Here is a 16,353-nt window from a genome sequence, read left to right as displayed (position 1 = left end):
TGCGGGCTGGTGAGATTCGGCGGATCAGGCGGCGGCCGGAAGTGCCGGATGGAGTTCCGCGGCGGTGAGGGGCGCGTCGGAACCGGTCAGGTACTGCACCAGCGTGGAGCGATCGTCGAGCACCAGCCAGCGGCCGGCATCGGTGCAGTGTTCCAGGCCGGCCTTGGTGGTGATGCCGAAATCGGCCCGCGAAGCGGTGGTTTCGGTGGTGTAGGGCGCCGGGGTGGCGCCGGTCTTGGTGATGGCCAGCCGGGCGACGATCGACTCCAGCTGCGGGGTGTGCACGATGGCGACGTGATCGCCGGGGCGGACGCCGCGACGCAGCAGCATGCGGGCCAGCCGATTGCTCCAGCTGTCCAGTTCGGCCTGGGTCAGTTCGGCATCGGTGGTGGTGGCGGGCGATTCGACCGGCTTGCACATCGGTAATCATCCTCTCGGAGCTGCGGCTGTGTGGTGCTGTTGGCTATGTATCCAACTGTCGCCGCATTCGGCCGCTCCCGACAGCAACCTCAGTGCTGTCGATCACCGCTCCGAGGGTGGTGAGGTGTGCACCCTGGGGTGGGTGGTGGCGCGGTTACTCCAGGCGACGCATGGTGTCGGAGATCATGTCGATGGAATCGCGGGGGCTCAGCGCCATGGCCCGCAGCTGATCGAACATGACGCCGTAGCGGCGGACCTCGGGATGCCCCTCGATCAGTTCGTCGCTCGCGATGCCCTCCACGTACACCAGCTCCGGATCGGCGGGGTCCGGAAAGTCCAGCAGCGTAAAGGATCCGAGCATGCCGGGGTGCGCGCCGGCGTCGAAGGGCAGGATCTGCAGGATCACATTGCGCTTCTCGGTGTGGTAGCGCAGCCGTTCGAACTGTTCCCGCATCACCTCCTTGCCGCCCACCAGTCGCCGGATGACGGCCTCGTCCAGCACCACCCACAGCTCCAGCGGATCATCCTTGGTGAGTACCCAGGAACGCTCCTCGCGCGCTCGAATGCGTTGCTCCACCACCTGATCGGAGATCTTGGGCATGGTGGTCTGGTAGACGGCGGTGGCGTAGGCGGCGGTCTGCAGCAGGCCGGGGACATAGGAGGCTTGGAAGAAGCGCGCCGAGAGCGCCTCGGCCTCGAAGTTGATGTACGCGCCGTAGACCTCCGACACCGCGTCCTCGAAGGACCTGGCCATACCGGGCTTGAGCGCGTCCACCAGCAACTGCAAGGCATCTGAACGCTGGGGCTCGGGAATCTCGTAGAGCTCCAGCATGGCCGTCAGGGTGCGGCGCTGCGGCCGGGCCTGTGCGGTCTCGATGCGGTACAGGGTGGTGACGTTGATGCCTGTTTTGGCGCTGACCACCTCTTTGCTGAGTCCGGCTGTTTCACGCATCTCGTGAAGCATCGCCGCGAGTCTGCGCAAACGGACAGTAAGCACAGTTCGCTTGCCCGCCATGACAACCCCTTCGTCTTGCGCACTAGCAAGAACGCACTGTTGCGTTCTTGCATTTGTAAGAGCATGATTCGGCTAGCCTATTCGTGAACAACCGATCCGATGACCGGTATAGCTGATTTCGGAGACCAATCATGTTGGTGCGATTAGTGATGCTGTCAGGTACGTGTGGGGCGACCCGATGACCATGTCGATAGCCGGCGTTCTGCCGACTGCCCCGCAATTACTCTGTGCCTTCCAGGGGCGGCGCTTTCAAGATCGAGTTCTGCTCAGGTCCGCGCACGCTCTGGCCGAGCTGCACGAACGCCGAGCAGAGATCGGGGATTCCCTGCTGGTTGCCGAGATCGATTGCCGGCGCACCGAACTCGTCGACGATATCAATGACTGGGTGGAACAGGAACTGCCACAGCATCGCAGCGGTGCGCTATTGCACACCGAGAGCCTGGGGGCGGTCGTCGACCGCATGGCCAGGAGCTGGGTGGAAGCCAATCAGGTGATCGATCACGACGGTGCGGGCAGCGATAACACCCATAAACACTGGTACCATCTGGCCGAGTTGGTCGACGGTTACACTGATCTCGTAATCGACGTGGCCGGAGGCCGCCGCCGTTTACCAGAACAGTGATTCCAAATGCATTGACACAATTGATGTATTGGTACGGAGCCATTGTCACCAGCGGTGACGTCAACCGGGCAGCGCTATCGGACCAGTAGCTCTCTCGAGCCGTTCAGACGTCGCCCGCCATAAGACGGCGGGCGCAACGGGGCGCCCCGCCCGGTGTGCCGCGTGGTCGACTGGCGCGGCACACCCGCTCCGCCTCTTTCTTTGCCATCCACCGCATCGCTTTCCCTCCATGCCTGACATGACTTCGCGAAATTGCAAGTGAAATCAGGCATTTCACATTAAATGGACGGAGTTCGATCATGAATGCCGGAGAGACCACAGCCGATGCGCTGTACAGCCAGGCGGTGTCCGGCGCCTTCCGTATGGATACGTCGGTCGCCCGCAAGTGTGCCGCAACCTTCCTGCGATTCGCGGACGCCTTGGACCCCCAACTGGACCACTCCCGCCGAATCCACGCCCTCACCGGCTTCGGCACCTTCGATTCGTCTCATCAACTACAGCACGGCTTCGAATCCAAAGCAGCCGAGTTGACCGAAACCTTGACCACCCTGCGAGATTCGGCCCTCCACCTGGCCGCCGCCCACCTCCTCGCCGCCGGCCTCATCCAAACCTCCGACGACACCCACGCCCGCGCCCTCCTGGCTACCGCCGCGGGCCTGTAAAAACTTCAGGCCGATCCCGCCCTGAAGAAATAGCTGGACCGATGCCGACCCTTCGGCACCGGTCCAGCTGCATTGTTACTTGACCATTAAGTACCGACCATTTGGTATAACAAAGCCGCCGAAACTCGAAAATTGGCGTGCGCCCGAGGTTCTCGATCGAATAGAACGGGGACATGCTCAGCGTGCAGCGGCCCCGGGAGGCAATGGCGACTCGAGTCTCCGGTCGAGCACGCTGGGGCTGGCGGCAGCACGCGCTGCTGTGGCCGGTGAGTCTGGCTACCTTCGCGATCGGAATCGATACCACCGTCATAGGAGTGGCGCTTCCGTCGATTCAACGTGACTTGCCCGAATCGGCCTGGGGCAGTTCGTTCGTTGTCGTCGGATACACGCTCACCTTCGGTGCACTCATGCTGTCCGCAGAGCATATGGCGGATGTGTACGACCGACAGCGGGTATTCCTCTGTGGAGCAGCAGGTTTCGCGCTCGCGTCGCTCGCCTGCGGCCTCGCGCCCACTGTGCCCGTTCTCGTCTGTGCCCGGTTGGTGCAGGGGTGCGCGGCGGCCATGCGAAACTCGGCCGGTCTGGCGATCCTGGCGCAGGCTTTCGCGGGTCCGCGCCAACGTCTCATTCCGTAGCTGGGGCGCGATCATGGGCGCCAGCTGTGCCGTCGGTCCGCTGGTAGGTGGCATAGCCACCGAATTCATCGGCTGGCGCTGGGTTTTTCTTATGAACGTGCCGATCCCGCTGGTCTGCGGTACGGCGGTCGCGCAACTGGTGCGGTCCGAGGGCTCACGGCGCGAGGGCTCGCTGGACCCGGTCGGGCAGCTACTGGTGATCAGCACCTGTGCCGCATTGTTCGCGGCGGTCTCGGTAGCGGACTATGGCCGAATCGGGCCGGTGGTCGGAATCGGCTGCGCCGCGGCGTGCGTGATCGGCCTACTGGTCCGGCGGCCGACTGCCGGGCAGGTCATCAATCGTGAGTACTTCGGCAGCGTCCGAATAATCGTGGTGATCGCACTCCCGGCACGATGCGCCAGATCGGTTTCGGCGCAGGTGTACTCGCACTCGGCCGCCTGGGCGTCGAAGCTGGTCCGGCCTCGGAGGCGCTCGCGCCGGTCTTCGCTGCCGCCGCGGTGATCGCCGGTGTCGCAACGATCGTGGTGGTATCGACTCGTGCGCTGGGCCCTGTCGGCGGGTGATTCTCAGCGAAGAGTAGGACCGCGCCACCTTTCAATCGGTGGCGGGGATAGTTCTGGTCAACTTGCGAGCTGGTAGACGGTTCGCTGACCACGCCCGCCGATCTGTTCGACGATCCCTGCGTCGCGCATTTCGGTCAGGGCTTTGCGAATCCCGGAGGGGGACAATCCAAGTAGCGGTTGCAGATCCGCGACGCCGTGTGGCCCACCGGTCAGAATTTCAGCGATCCGCGCCTGCGTGTCCGTCAGCTGCCCCTTGCGTAGCTGATCTATGCGCTCGACTCTGCGTGTCACGTCCAGATCCGGGTGCAGGAGAGAAATGCTACCCAAATGTCCGCCAAATGCTACCAAAATGGGAGTGGCGTTTGAATGTCCGAGATGAGAGGGCGGCTGAGACTCAGCGCAGGGCTGCGCGGCCCCTTAGGCGGCCCAGGATGATCAGGGCGATGAGCGTTACCGCTACCAGGAGTGTTGTGCTGGCGGCGGCGTTGAAGACCTCGCCGCGGTCGGTGGCGGCGAAGATGCTGACGGGGAGGGTTTTCCAGGTGGCGGGGTAGACCATGATGGTTGCGCCGAGCTCGCCCATGGAGAGGGCTACTGCCAGACCCGCTGCCGCGCCCAGGGCGGGGAGCAGTAGGGGGAGGGTGATGCGGAACAGGACTCGGGTCGGGCCGGCGCCGAGGGATTCGGCGGCCTGCTGGTAGCCGGGGTCGAGGCGGTCCAGGGCGGCGGAGACGCCGCTGAAGGCGTAGGCGAGGACGAGCACCGTATGGGCCAGGATGACAATCCATTTGGTGCCGCCCAGGAGCAGGGGGCGTTCGTTGAAGGCGATGAGCACGCCCAGGCCGATGGCTACCGAGGGGACGGCCACGGGGACGTGGAAGACCGCATCGGTGGTGCGGCGCAACCACTGTGGGGCCTCGCGGGACGCAAGGGCCGCCCAGGTGCCGAGAACCAGGGCGAGGAGTCCGGCCAGGAGCGCGGTTTGCAGGCTGACCGAGAGGCTGGCCGATTCTTCGCCGGACAGCACATGATCGAAATTCGCGAGGCCGAGGTGCGACGGCAGCGGGCCGGTCCAGCGGCCGGCCAGCGCGGCGGCCACCACGGTGGCGATGGGGGCCACGAAGACGACGGTGACCACCAGGGCGAATACGCCCAGTACCGCGAGACGTCCGCGGCGAGTCCACACCAGCATGGTCAGCTCTCCTGTCGGGTACTGGTCAGGCGGGCGAAGAGCAGGCGGTAGCCGAGGTACAGCGTCAGCGACAGCAGTACCTGTACCGAGGCCAGCACGGCCGCACCGGGAAGATCGAAGGTGACGATGCCGCGCGTGTAGATGAGCGCGGGCAGCGTGATGACACCCTTGGCGCCGGTGAAGAGCACGATGCCGAATTCGTTGAGCGTCAACAGCAATACCAGGCTGCCGCCCGCGGCGAGTGCGGGCCAGGCTTCCGGCAGCACCACCTGGCGCAGCACCCGCCAGGGTGTCGCGCCGAGGCTGGAGGCCACATCCAACTGCTCCCGGGGCAATTGCGCGAACGCCGCCAGCAGCGGGCGCACCACGAACGGCGTGAAGAAGGTGATCTCGGCGAAGATGATGCCCCACGGCGTGGACAGGAAGTTCAGCGCCGGTTCAGCACTGCCGGTGAGCTTTTCGATCAGCGCGTTCACCGCGCCCGCCGTCCCGTACAGGAAGGTGAAGGCGAGCGTCACCAGGAAGGACGGCAGCGTCAGCACGGTATCGATGAGGCGTCCCACCAGCTGCGAACCCGGAAACGGGATGAAGGCCAGCACGATTGCCAGGAACGTGCCCAGCAGCAGGCATCCGATCGTCGAGGACACCGCGATGGTGATGGTGCGCCACAGCGCATTTCGCACCGACTGCTCGGCCAGCACGCTGGTCCAGGTGCCGGTGCCGCGCCCGCCGCCCTTGGTGGTGGTGGACTCCCACAGCACACGCACGATCGGATACACGGCGATGAACAGCACCACCAGCACCGGCGGCAGCGTCCACAGGATCGGCCGCAGCGAGCGCCGCGGCCCGGCGGGCTCCGGAGCCGCAGGGGCGGTGGGAGTTTCGAGTACAGCGGTCACGGCTGTCTCCTATCGCGTGCGGCGGCGACGCCGGTGAAAAGTTCGGACCACACGTCCCCCCTCACGGGACGCGTGGCCGTAGTCGAACGACGGTCACGTGCTGGCGGGCCGGCACCCTCCAGGTCGTTCGAGCCAAGGGGCCGACGGCGCGGCAGTGCGCTCGAATTCATGCCCGCACCCCGGAATCGGCCGCGGCAGAGCCGGTTCCGATGGCGGGCGGGATCAGCACACCGGCCGGGTCGGGGAAGCGCACGCCCACCTCATCACCGGCGGCCAGTTCGGTATGCCCGGGCACCTCGGCGGTGAACTCCACCGGAATACCGGCCACGGTGAGGTGCAGGCGGGTGACCGCACCCTTCCAGACGGCGGCGTTCACGGTGCCGCGCAAGGCGTCCCGCTCGGTGAGCGCGACGATCTGCACGGTGTGCGGGCGTACGCACAGCTGCGCATCGGCATTGGGCACCCAGTCCGGCCGCCCGACGCTCGGCTGCGGCGCTTCCGCCTGCAGCGTGTGTTCGCCGACGGTGACCAGGGCCGCCGTACCGGCGACGTGCCGCACGGTGCAGGGCAGCAGATTCGCGCCGCCCAGGAAGGATGCGGTGAAATCGGTGGAAGGCTGCTGCCACAGCTTGTGCGCGGTATCGATATCGACCAGCCGCGCATCGCGCATGACAGCGATCCGGTCGGCCAGCGCGAGCGCCTCCGCCTGATCATGGGTGACATACAGCATCGCCGTGTCCGGCAATGCCTTTCGCAGCTCCTGCAGCTCACCCAGCATGGACTGCCGCAGCTGCGCGTCCAGCGCCGCTAGCGGCTCGTCGAGCAGCAGCACCTTGGGCCGGATGGCCAGCGCGCGGGCTATCGCCACCCGCTGCTGCTGCCCGCCGGACAGCTCCCGCGGCAGCCGCTTGGCATAGGAACCCATGCCGACCATCTCGAGCGCCTCGGTCACCCGGGCCGCGATCTCGTTGCGCGGCACATGATGTGCCTTGAGCCCGAAGGCCACATTGTCGTGCACCCGCATATGCGGGAAGAGCGCATAGGACTGCACCACCACTCCGATACCGCGCTTGGCGGGGGAGAGGTCGGTGACATCGCGGCCGCCCAGTCGCACCGCGCCCGAGGTCGGCCGGACGAAGCCGGCCAGGGCCTTGAGCGCGGTGGACTTGCCGGAACCGCTGGGGCCGAGCAGGGCAACCGTTTCTCCCGCGGCGACGCGCAGGTTGAAATCGGCGAGTGCGACGGTGGTTTTACGGCCGCGGCCGTAGGTGACACCGACCCGGTCGAACACGATGGCCGGTTCGATGGCGGCGGCATTCGCCACGGTGGATGTCGTCAACGCGGAAGACATGGTTGCTCCTGGGGTTGATTCAGTTAGCTGCCGGTGGCCTTCGAGTACGCGGCGACATCGGCATCGAGGGAGTCGAGGACCGCGGTCCAATCCGGGTGCAGGACAGTCACATTGCGGACGACCGAGGCCGGGTTCACGGTGCCGGCGGCGGCCGGGGCGGCCTGGATGTCGGTGCGCGCGGAAACGGCCATGGCATCGGGCAGGGTCTTCTGCGTATCAGCGGACAGCAGGAAGTCCATCAGCTTCTTGGCGCCGTCGGAATGCGGGGCGCCCTTGGCCAGACCCATCAGGTACGGCAGCGCGACGGTGCTCTGCTTACCGTCGGCTGTGGCCGGGAAGAAGACGTTGAATTTGGAGCTGTTTTCCTTGATGGTCGCCAGGTTCATCTGCACATCGCCATTGGCGACCAGCAGCTCACCCTTGTCGACCTTCGCCTGCAGCTTGCCGGTGGAGGAGGACGGGCCGACATTGTTGGCCTGCAGCTTGGTCAGGTAGTCCAGCGCGCCCTGCTTGCCGTAGAGCTGCTGCAGCAGGATCAGCACCGCGGTGCCGTCACCGGCCTGGCCGGGGGTGGAGTACTGGACCTTGCCCTTGTAATCGGGCTTGAGCAGGTCGTCCCAGGTCACACTGGTGGCATTGACCGACGGGTTGGCGATGAAGCAGAGGTAGTTGCCCGCCAGCGTGACCCACTGACCATTGGCGTCCTTATCGGCCGCGCCGAAGGCGGCGAGATCGATGCCGCTGTTCTGCAGCAGGCCCGACTTCTCGGCCTTCTGCATGAACGGCGGCAGCGTGACGATGACGTCGGCCTGCGGGTTGGACTGTTCCTTCTCGACCCGGTTGACGACCTCGCCGGAACCGGCCTCGACCAGATTGACCGCGATACCGGTCTGGTCCTTGAACTTCGCGAACTGGCTCTTGTACCAGTCGCCGACACCGTCGGCGGAGTAGACGGTGACCGTCTTGCCACCGCTGGAGTCGCTGCCGGTGCCGCCGCAGGCGGTGAGGCTGAACGCGACCGCGGTGGCGGAGGTGAGGATCAGAGCGGTACGGGCGATGGTGCGTGCGAGGCGGTTGTTCGTATTACGCACGGTGACTGCACTTTCAGTAAATGGACAGAGCCGGTAAATGGACAGAGCCGGTAAATGGACAGAGCCAGTTCGTGGGACGGGGTCGATCGAAGGGGGGTGTTATTCACTGCATCCGCCGCCCGGTGCGAAATCGCCCCGGGCGGCGGAAACTCGAGCGCGTTCGGCCAGCAGTAGCTGCGCGAACTCGGTGACCGACGGCACCACGTGGGTGGCGCCCGCGGCCCTCAGCTGCTCCTCGTCGTGCGCGCCGGTCAGCGTGCCCGCGACGATCCGGGAGCCGGCGGCCAGGCCGGTGGCGATATCGCTGGTCGTATCGCCCAGCACCGCAACACGATCCACGGCCTCGATGCCCAGTCGCAGCAGGGCGGTGAGCACCATGTCCGGATAGGGGCGGCCGCGTCCGGCATCGGAGGGAGCCAGGGTCAGATCGGCGATATCGTTCCAGCCCAGGGCGTTGAGCAGCTTGTCCTGGGTGCCGCGGCTGAAGCCGGTGGTCAGCGCCACCTTGATGCCGGCCGCCCGCAGTGACGAAATGGCCTCGGCCGCACCGGGAATCGGGGTGACACCCGCATCGGCGAATTCGGAGTACGCGGTCTCGAAGGCGATATTGGCCTGCTGCGCGCGCTCCTCATCGCCGAGGATGGCGCGGAAGACGGTGATCTTGGACTGACCCATGGTGTCGATCACGTACTGCCGGGCGGCTTCGCGCTCGGTACCCTCGAGCGGAATGCCCGCGGCGGTCGCGGCCTGCTCGAAGGCGCGGATGACCAGGCCGTCGTCTTCGACCGTGGTGCCCGCCATATCCAGCACTGCCAGGTCGATCTGCTTGTCGGACAAGGAATTTCCTTACAGTTGACGGAAGTTCAGAGATTGAGCAGGTCGGCGGTCTCTTCGCCGATCGCCGGGCCGAGGGTCATACCGCGCCCACCCGGACCGGTGATCACCCAGACGTTCTCGTCGGCCTGCGCGCGGGTCACGATGGCGCCCGGATCGATGGACTGGCTGTAGACGCCGGCCCATCGCCGCACGACCTGCGGCAGTTTGCGGCCCAGCAGTTCCTCCGCCACGGCGGTGAGGTGCTCGTAGGGGGCCTCGTCCACATCGAAGGTGAACGGTTCGTCGTATTCGTGGGTGTCACCGATGGTGAGCCCACCGTGCAGGCGCTGCACACACAGCAGCTGCATCTTGTGCTGTGCGGCCGTGAAGGGCTGCGCCTCTTCACGATTGAGCCGATCCAGTTCCGCACCGGCGAAGGCCGGGTAGTAGCGGAAGCTGTCGCCGTCGGCCACGGCGGTGGTGAGCGGTTCGCCGAGCGGAGCGGTCTGCATCATCTGCAGCCGCACCCGGCGCACCGGAATATCGCCGACCAGTTCCCGGGTGAGGCCGGTGTGCGCCGCGCCCGGGCAGACCAGCACCAGATCACCCTCGTGGCGGCGACCGCGATCGTCGAGGACGGCGGTGCCGGTGACGGTGCGCGCCTCGGTGCCGGCGAAGAAGGTGTAGCGCCCGGTGGCCTCCATATAGCGGCGCAGCGCGGGCAGCGCCTGCCGCGACTCCACCGCGGCATCGGTCGAACAGTGCAGTCCGGCAAGGAATTTGCCGCGCAGCGCCGGGTTGACGGCGCGCACGCGCTCCGCGTCCAGCAGTTCGAAACCGCGCTCGGCGGCCGAGGAATCGCGCATGGCGGCCTCGGCCACGGCCAGTTCGGTTTCGGTGCGCACCAGGGTGATCGAGCCCGCGGGCCGGAAGCCCACACCCGGCACCTTGCCGCCGATCTCCTCCCACAGTTGCCGGGAGCGGAGCGTGATCTCCAATTCGCCGGCGCTGCGCCCGGATACCCACACCAGACCGAAGTTGCGGACGGTGGCGCCGCGCGCCTCCGCCTCCCGCTCCAGCTGGACCACTTGGTGGCCGCGTCCGATAGCGGCCAGGGCGTGGGCGGTACCGATGATGCCGCCGCCGATGATGACCAATCGCATGCGACCTATGGTGGCCAATGGTCTAGACCTACGGGTGTTTCGTGTGCAAACGCTAGGTTAACAATTGGTATAGACCAATCGCGGGTATGCTTTGGGGCATGGACACGACGGAAGTCGCCCTTTCCGCCGCCGAGGCGCGCATCCCGAAGTCGTACCGGGTGCGCACCGAGCTGGAGTCGCTACTGGGCGAACTGAACGAGGGTGATCCGCTGCCCTCGGAGCGCGATCTGGCCCTGCGCTGCGGGGTGGCGCGCGAGACCGTGCGGCAGGCGCTGCGGGAGTTGCTGGTGGAGGGCCGCATTCGCCGCCAGGGTCGCGGCACGGTGGTTTCGCGCCCGAAGATGGTGCAGCCCTTGACTCTTCGCTCCTATACCGAAGGCGCGCTGAAGTTCGGGCGCGCGCCCGGCCGTCTGCTGGTCGAGTGGACCGATATCCCCGCGGACCCCGACACCGCGCAGGATCTCGCCCTCGCTCCCGGCGCCCTCGTCATGCATCTGGAGCGAATCCTGCTGGCCGACGGTGAGCGCATCGGGCTCGAGAGCACCTTCATGCCGCTCGAACGCTTCGCCGTGCTCCGGGAGTTCTACAACCCCGAAACCTCGCTGTACGCCGCCACCCGTCAGATGGGCGTCGCCTACGCCTCGGCTACCGAACGCATAGAGACCATGCTGGCCTCCCCGCGCGAGGCGGCGTTGCTGGAATGCACCACCGCCCTGCCCATGCTGCTGCTGCACCGCCGCAGCATAGATACCGACGGCGTCCCGATCGAGCGGGTCCGCTCGCTCTACCGCGGCGATCGCATCGCCTTCCAGGCCAAGCTCACCGACTAGCGATTCCCGGTGCGCACCGGCTGGTGATACCCAGCGTGGTCACGATGTGACAGACACGGCTCGGCGGTCGTGGCACGTATCCGTAAGCGACGCTAACCTCGAAATCGGGACAATTACGGCTTTCACCCGTTGCCACGGCGGCAACGGGTAGTTGTCGATCCCACCCATGTTCACTGGGTCTGTGCTCGAAAGGTATTGAAGAACAACAAGTTTGGAGTCAAGACGGTTATGACGACGCCTTCTGCATCTGCGACCACCATGCCCATCCCCCGGAGCGCGCTGCCCGCTGCTCAACCCGGCCGCAGCGCATGGCAACGGGGATCGCTGTGGTGGGACGCGAAATCCGTTCTGGTGACCCGGCCGACTGCGCCGGGCCGTCTCGTCACCATGGCGCACCTGGTCGTTCCCGCCGAATACGGCCGGCTGAACTTCCTGCTCTCCTCCTACGACATCGAAGCCGAACAGCTGGGGCAGGATCGCCGGGTGATGATCCAGCCCGGAGACTGGCGCGGCCGCCCGATGGTCGGCAGTCGCCAGCAGTACGGCAGCGTCCACATCGTCCGAGACGATTTTCTGGTCGAGCGGGCGCACGAAGGCATGCGCATCAAATACGGCGCGCGAAATGCCTTGGCGCGCATGGCTCATCGTTTCAAACAGGGCACCGCTCCCTATGGCGACCTGGTCGCCTTCGTCGAGGTGCACCCGCACCGCCCGCTCATGATCGAGCCCTGAGCGGGCGATCGCACGACCACCCGCTGCGGCGGTGTGGCTCAGGTCAGTCTGCCGCCGCCGTCGACGTGCAGCGTGGTGCCCGTCGGAAACGGATTGGTCAGGGCACTCCGAGCGATGCCGTCATCAGCCGCTTCGCCCGATATGGTCACGCGCGGAGTGCCGGTGAACGCCACGCTCGCAGCAAGACTGGGCTGATACCGGCGTCGGCAGGGCTGATCAGGCGTCGGCAGTTCGAGCGGGGACGGGCAGACCGGCCGGGGTGGTGTCGAGCCAGTCGAAGATGCGCTGGTGGGTCAGGAGCATGGCGCCCATATGGCAGTGCTCGCCCGCGCCTTCGGCCTCGGTGCCGGTGATCAGATCCTTCGGGCAGGTCAGGGCCGCATAGACGCGCTGGGCTTCGCCGCGGAAGAACTGGTCGTTCTCGGCGTCGAGAACCAGTGTGGGGCAATGGATTTCGGTGACAACCTCGGCGAGGGTGTAGTCCGCGGTGCGGCGGATGTAGTCGGCGGGCGAGGCGGCGCCGAAGGTCCACGGGCCATTGCGCAGCGCCCAGCGGACGGTGGTGTCGAAGGCCATGATCATCGCGGCCACGTGATCGGCCTCCTCGTCGCGACCGGCGGCAATCCATTCCGCCAGGAACGGCGGGAGAATGCGCTGGTGGACGCCGTGATAATCGAAGAGGCCGTCATCGAGAATCAGTGCGGCCACGCGGTGTTCGAAGGCCGCGGCCCGGGCCACCAGGAAGCCGCCGAGGCTGTAGCCGAACAGTGCGATCCGGTCCGGGTCGATCTCCGGCACGGTGAGCGCGAAATCCACGACCGGGGTGATGACCGCTTCCCAGTCGGGCCGGAACGGTAACCCCTGCTCACGAATCACCGCACCCTGGCCGGGACCGTCGAAAGCCAATACCTGATAGCCGCGGGCCAGCGCGCCGGCGGCCAGCGCGAAGTAGGACTCCTCCAGTGTGGAATCGAATCCGCTGTTGAAGATGACGGTCGGCCGGGGCGTCCCGGAGTCGTCGACCAGGTACAGGTAGCCCGGAAGTATGGTGTCCGCGTAGGGAATCGACACCGATCGCACCGGGGTGTCCATCAGTTCTGCTGCCTGCGAGAAGGTTTCGCGCGACAGCCGGGAGAGTTCGCGGGCCTGCGGATCGTCGGCCGGATGGTCGCGGCGGTAGAACTCGGCGGTGCGGTAGTAGTTCGACGCGCGCAGCAGCGCCTCACGTGCGCTGACCCTGCGGCCCGCCGCGGCGGACGCCGACCCGATGCCGTGCACCCGCCGGGCGGTGGCCTCCCACTCGCGCAGCCAGGCCGCCTCGTCTCCGTCGGTTATCCGGCTCGCGGTCGACACCACCTCGCCGAGTTCGGCTCCGCCGTAGCAGGCGAATCCGGCCGCGCGCAGTGTCTCGAAAGCGAAGGACTCGTCGTCGAATAGGAATTTCAAGGCCTCGACCTCTCGATTTACGTCGATACGACACCGTTTCGTCGTATGAGAAATACGGTAATCGCACCCACGACGAAACGCAACCGTTTCGTCGTTGCTAGAGTCGGGGTCATGACCGACGACCCCAGCCCGCGCACCCGCAAACCCGCGGGCGCGGCCGTGATGCAACCGCAGGTGACCGCGGCCATCCGAACCGCCGCCTTCGAGGAATTGGCCGACGTCGGCTACGGCAAGCTGTCGATGGAGGCGGTCGCCCGCCGCGCGGGCGTCAGCAAACCGACCCTCTACCGCCGCTGGCCCGGCAAGGAGCAATTGGTGCTGTCGCTGGTCGCGGAGGTTGCGGTGGACGCCGCCGACACCCCCGATACGGGCAGCCTGCGCGGCGACATACGCGCATTCCTGGAGGCCGCGGCGGCGGGCCTGACCCACCCCCTCGCGTCCCGGATCATCCCGGACCTGCTCGCACAGGCAATGCGCACGCCGGCCCTCGCCGTGGCCTTGCAAACCGGCGTCGGTGAGGGCCGCCGCGTCAAGGTCGTCGCACTGCTGGAACGCGCCATCGACCGGGGCGAACTTCCCGCCGAAGTGAATCTCGAACTGGCCCTGGACTTCCTGCTGGCCCCACTCTTCTGGCGCGCTCTGCGCGGCGGCGATCCGACCACTCCCGAATACCTCGACGAGTTGACGGACATGCTGCTCGCTGCTTTGGAGGCCACCCCGCAGACATGAGAAACGGATCGGTCCCCGATCGTGATCGGGGACCCATCCGTCGAATGATTCGTGCAATTCAGCTGATTCGTGCGATTCATCGCACCCGCGGGGCCACCTTCTCGCCGAGCAGTTCGATATTGCGGAGCACCTTGTCGTGCGGGAGGGTGCCGACGCTCGTGTGCAGCATGAAGCGGTCGAGGCCGAGAGTGTCGCGGACATCGGCGATCTTGCTTGCCACGTGGTCGGGCGTGCCGACGAAGAGCGAGCCGCTCTGTGAGCGCAGACCTGCGAATTGCTCGCGGGTCATCGGTCCCCAGCCCCGTTCGCGGCCGATGCCGGTCATGGCGCGGGCGTAGGGCGCGTAGAAGTCCGCGACCGCCTGCTCATCGGTTTCGGCCACATACCCATGGGCGTGCACCGCGATCGGCTGCGGTTCCTGACCGCCCTCCTCCAGTGCCCGGTGGTACAGGTCCACCAGCGGCTTGAAGCGCGCGGGCTCGCCGCCGATGATGGCGATCGCCAGCGGCAGGCCGAGAAGCCCTGCGCGGATGACGGATTCGGGGCTGCCGCCGACGGCGATCCAGACCGGCAGCGGACGGTTCTCGGTGCGCGGGTAGACGATGGCGTCCGTCAGCGGTGCGCGGAACTTGCCGGACCAGGTGAGCGGACCCTCCTCGCGGATCTTCAGCAGCAGTGCCAGCTTCTCCTCGAAGAGTTCGTCGTAGTCGGCCAGGTCGTAGCCGAACAGCGGGAAGGATTCGATGAAGGAGCCGCGGCCGGCCATGAGTTCGGCACGGCCGTTCGACAGCCCGTCCAGGGTGGAGAAATCCTGGTACACGCGTACCGGATCGTCGGAGCTCAATACCGTCACCGCACTGGTGAGTTGAATCCGCTCGGTGCGCGAGGCGATGGCCGCCAGCACCATGGCGGGCGACGAGGCGGCGAAATCCTTGCGATGGTGTTCACCGACGCCGTAGACGTCGAGCCCGGCGGCCTCGGTGGCCACGGCCTCCTCGACGACCTGGCGCAGCCGCTCACCCGCGGTGGGCACCGGCCCGTCGCCGCCGGTGGGATGAGTCTCGGCGAATGTCGTCAGTCCCAGTTCCACGGCTCTACGCCCCTTCCAAATTTGTTTCCAAGTCAACCTAAAGCTTAAACGGACCGCAGTCCGGAAACATTCCACGCCTGTCCGGGCGGGTTCACCGCCGGTACTTCCGCGCTGGGGGAGAGTCGCCCGCATCGGGCGGATAGTCTTGTTCCATGTCAGTGCGCACCCGCCAACCCCTCGTTCCCGGCACCCAGTCGCCCATCCGTGAGGTGCCGAAATCCATCGAGCGGCCCGAGTACGTATGGAAGAAGACCGCCAACGAGGGCCATGAGCCCTGGGTGCAGACGCCGGAGACCATCGAGGCCATGCGGGTGGCGAGCAAGCTCGCCGCACAGGCGCTCGAGGCGGCGGGCAAGGCGGTCGCTCCCGGCGTCACCACCGATGAGCTCGACCGCATCGTGCACGAATACCTCATCGACAATGGCGCGTACCCGTCGACGCTGGGCTACAAGGGCTTTCCCAAGTCCTGCTGCACCTCGCTGAACGAGGTCATCTGCCACGGCATCCCGGACTCGACCGTCATCGAGGACGGTGACATCGTCAATATCGACGTCACCGCCTACATCGGCGGCGTGCACGGCGATACCAACAAGACCTACTTCGCCGGCGATGTCGACGAGGAGGCGCGCCTGCTGGTCGAGCGCACAGAAGAGGCCACCATGCGCGCCATCAAGGCCGTGCGGCCGGGCCGGGCGCTCAATGTGATCGGCCGCGTCATCGAGTCCTATGCCAATCGCTTCGACTACGGCGTGGTGCGCGATTTCACCGGCCACGGCGTCGGCCCAACCTTCCACAGCGGCCTGGTGATCCTGCATTACGATCAGCCCGCCGTGGAGTCCACGATCGAAACCGGCATGACCTTCACCATCGAGCCCATGATCAATCTGGGTGGCATCGACTACGAGATCTGGCCCGACGGCTGGACCGTGGTCACCAAGGACCGTAAGTGGACCGCCCAGTTCGAGCACACGCTCGTGGTGAACGAGAACGGCGCGGAGATCCTGACTCTCCCGTGACCCCGTCCCCCGCCATTCCCGCGTGCACCTCGTCCTCCGTCATTCCCGCGTGCTTGTGGCGGGAATCTCGCGGTGGATCC

At 66.4% G+C, this 16,353-nt stretch carries 19 protein-coding genes; 8 read left to right on the top strand and 11 right to left on the bottom strand.

The annotated features are described in order from the left end of the window. Positions 1–24 precede the first annotated feature (24 nt). Positions 25–420 carry an AMP-binding protein gene (locus OG716_RS20415; RefSeq protein WP_405139087.1) on the bottom strand — a complete coding sequence of 132 codons (396 nt, stop codon included), beginning with the start codon at positions 418–420 and terminating at the stop codon, positions 25–27. 154 nt (positions 421–574) lie between these two features. After that, a complete protein-coding gene (locus OG716_RS20410) occupies positions 575–1,384 on the bottom strand; it encodes a helix-turn-helix domain-containing protein (RefSeq protein ID WP_405139086.1) in 810 nt (269 codons plus the stop codon). 313 nt (positions 1,385–1,697) lie between these two features. Between OG716_RS20410 and OG716_RS20405 the strand changes: the two genes are divergently transcribed. The 4 genes from OG716_RS20405 (at position 1,698) to OG716_RS20390 (ending at position 3,856) form a co-directional block, all read left to right on the top strand. Next, positions 1,698–2,057 (top strand): DUF4254 domain-containing protein, encoded by a 360-nt coding sequence (locus OG716_RS20405; protein WP_405139801.1) that lies wholly within the window; start codon positions 1,698–1,700, stop codon positions 2,055–2,057. Positions 2,058–2,356: 299 nt separating this feature from the next. Then, positions 2,357–2,719, top strand: a complete 363-nt coding sequence (locus tag OG716_RS20400; protein WP_405139085.1) for a hypothetical protein — start codon at positions 2,357–2,359, stop codon at positions 2,717–2,719. 203 nt (positions 2,720–2,922) lie between these two features. Beyond that, positions 2,923–3,354 carry an MFS transporter gene (locus OG716_RS20395; protein ID WP_405139084.1) on the top strand — a complete coding sequence of 144 codons (432 nt, stop codon included), beginning with the start codon at positions 2,923–2,925 and terminating at the stop codon, positions 3,352–3,354. Positions 3,355–3,367: 13 nt separating this feature from the next. Beyond that, positions 3,368–3,856: a hypothetical protein gene (locus OG716_RS20390; RefSeq protein ID WP_405139083.1), complete on the top strand. Its 489-nt coding sequence runs from the start codon at positions 3,368–3,370 to the stop codon at positions 3,854–3,856. Positions 3,857–3,975: 119 nt separating this feature from the next. Here the strand turns inward: OG716_RS20390 and OG716_RS20385 are convergent, their stop codons facing one another. The 7 genes from OG716_RS20385 to OG716_RS20355 form a co-directional block, all read right to left on the bottom strand. Continuing rightward, on the bottom strand, positions 3,976–4,209 hold the full coding sequence (locus OG716_RS20385; RefSeq protein WP_405139082.1) for a winged helix-turn-helix domain-containing protein: 234 nt from the start codon (positions 4,207–4,209) through the stop codon (positions 3,976–3,978). 103 nt (positions 4,210–4,312) lie between these two features. Further along, positions 4,313–5,110, bottom strand: a complete 798-nt coding sequence (locus OG716_RS20380) for an ABC transporter permease (RefSeq protein WP_405139081.1) — start codon at positions 5,108–5,110, stop codon at positions 4,313–4,315. 2 nt (positions 5,111–5,112) lie between these two features. Continuing rightward, positions 5,113–6,009 carry a 2-aminoethylphosphonate ABC transporter permease subunit gene (locus tag OG716_RS20375; protein WP_405139080.1) on the bottom strand — a complete coding sequence of 299 codons (897 nt, stop codon included), beginning with the start codon at positions 6,007–6,009 and terminating at the stop codon, positions 5,113–5,115. A gap of 166 nt (positions 6,010–6,175) precedes the next feature. Then, the gene (locus tag OG716_RS20370; RefSeq protein ID WP_405139079.1) at positions 6,176–7,360 is read right to left on the bottom strand and encodes an ABC transporter ATP-binding protein; all 1,185 of its coding nucleotides are present in this window, start codon (positions 7,358–7,360) and stop codon (positions 6,176–6,178) included. A 23-nt stretch (positions 7,361–7,383) separates the two neighbouring features. Beyond that, positions 7,384–8,451 (bottom strand): 2-aminoethylphosphonate ABC transporter substrate-binding protein, encoded by a 1,068-nt coding sequence (locus OG716_RS20365; protein ID WP_405139078.1) that lies wholly within the window; start codon positions 8,449–8,451, stop codon positions 7,384–7,386. Between the two features lie 99 nt (positions 8,452–8,550). Next, on the bottom strand, positions 8,551–9,288 hold the full coding sequence (locus tag OG716_RS20360) for a phosphonatase-like hydrolase (protein ID WP_405139077.1): 738 nt from the start codon (positions 9,286–9,288) through the stop codon (positions 8,551–8,553). Positions 9,289–9,314: 26 nt separating this feature from the next. Beyond that, a complete protein-coding gene (locus OG716_RS20355) occupies positions 9,315–10,430 on the bottom strand; it encodes a TIGR03364 family FAD-dependent oxidoreductase (protein ID WP_405139076.1) in 1,116 nt (371 codons plus the stop codon). A gap of 98 nt (positions 10,431–10,528) precedes the next feature. Here OG716_RS20355 and OG716_RS20350 point away from each other — a divergent pair, with 98 nt between their 5' ends. Together OG716_RS20350 and OG716_RS20345 are read left to right on the top strand one after the other, a co-directional pair. Next, entirely contained in the window at positions 10,529–11,260 is a 732-nt protein-coding gene (locus OG716_RS20350) for a GntR family transcriptional regulator (protein WP_405139075.1), read from the top strand. Between the two features lie 195 nt (positions 11,261–11,455). Further along, the gene (locus tag OG716_RS20345; protein WP_405139074.1) at positions 11,456–11,992 is read left to right on the top strand and encodes a hypothetical protein; all 537 of its coding nucleotides are present in this window, start codon (positions 11,456–11,458) and stop codon (positions 11,990–11,992) included. Positions 11,993–12,208: 216 nt separating this feature from the next. Here OG716_RS20345 and OG716_RS20340 read toward each other — a convergent pair whose 3' ends face one another. Next, entirely contained in the window at positions 12,209–13,438 is a 1,230-nt protein-coding gene (locus tag OG716_RS20340) for an alpha/beta hydrolase family protein (protein ID WP_405139073.1), read from the bottom strand. Between the two features lie 111 nt (positions 13,439–13,549). On the opposite strand from OG716_RS20340, the gene OG716_RS20335 reads away from it, so the two are divergent. After that, entirely contained in the window at positions 13,550–14,167 is a 618-nt protein-coding gene (locus tag OG716_RS20335; protein ID WP_405139072.1) for a TetR/AcrR family transcriptional regulator, read from the top strand. A gap of 76 nt (positions 14,168–14,243) precedes the next feature. Here the strand turns inward: OG716_RS20335 and OG716_RS20330 are convergent, their stop codons facing one another. Further along, entirely contained in the window at positions 14,244–15,257 is a 1,014-nt protein-coding gene (locus OG716_RS20330) for an LLM class flavin-dependent oxidoreductase (RefSeq protein WP_405139071.1), read from the bottom strand. 152 nt (positions 15,258–15,409) lie between these two features. On the opposite strand from OG716_RS20330, the gene map reads away from it, so the two are divergent. Beyond that, positions 15,410–16,273, top strand: a complete 864-nt coding sequence (gene map / locus OG716_RS20325) for a type I methionyl aminopeptidase (protein ID WP_355129765.1) — start codon at positions 15,410–15,412, stop codon at positions 16,271–16,273. Positions 16,274–16,353: the final 80 nt, after the last annotated feature.

It is taken from the genome of Nocardia sp. NBC_01388 (assembly GCF_045040085.1).
GTDB lineage: Bacteria > Actinomycetota > Actinomycetes > Mycobacteriales > Mycobacteriaceae > Nocardia.
This window is presented reverse-complemented; position numbering and strand designations above follow the sequence as displayed.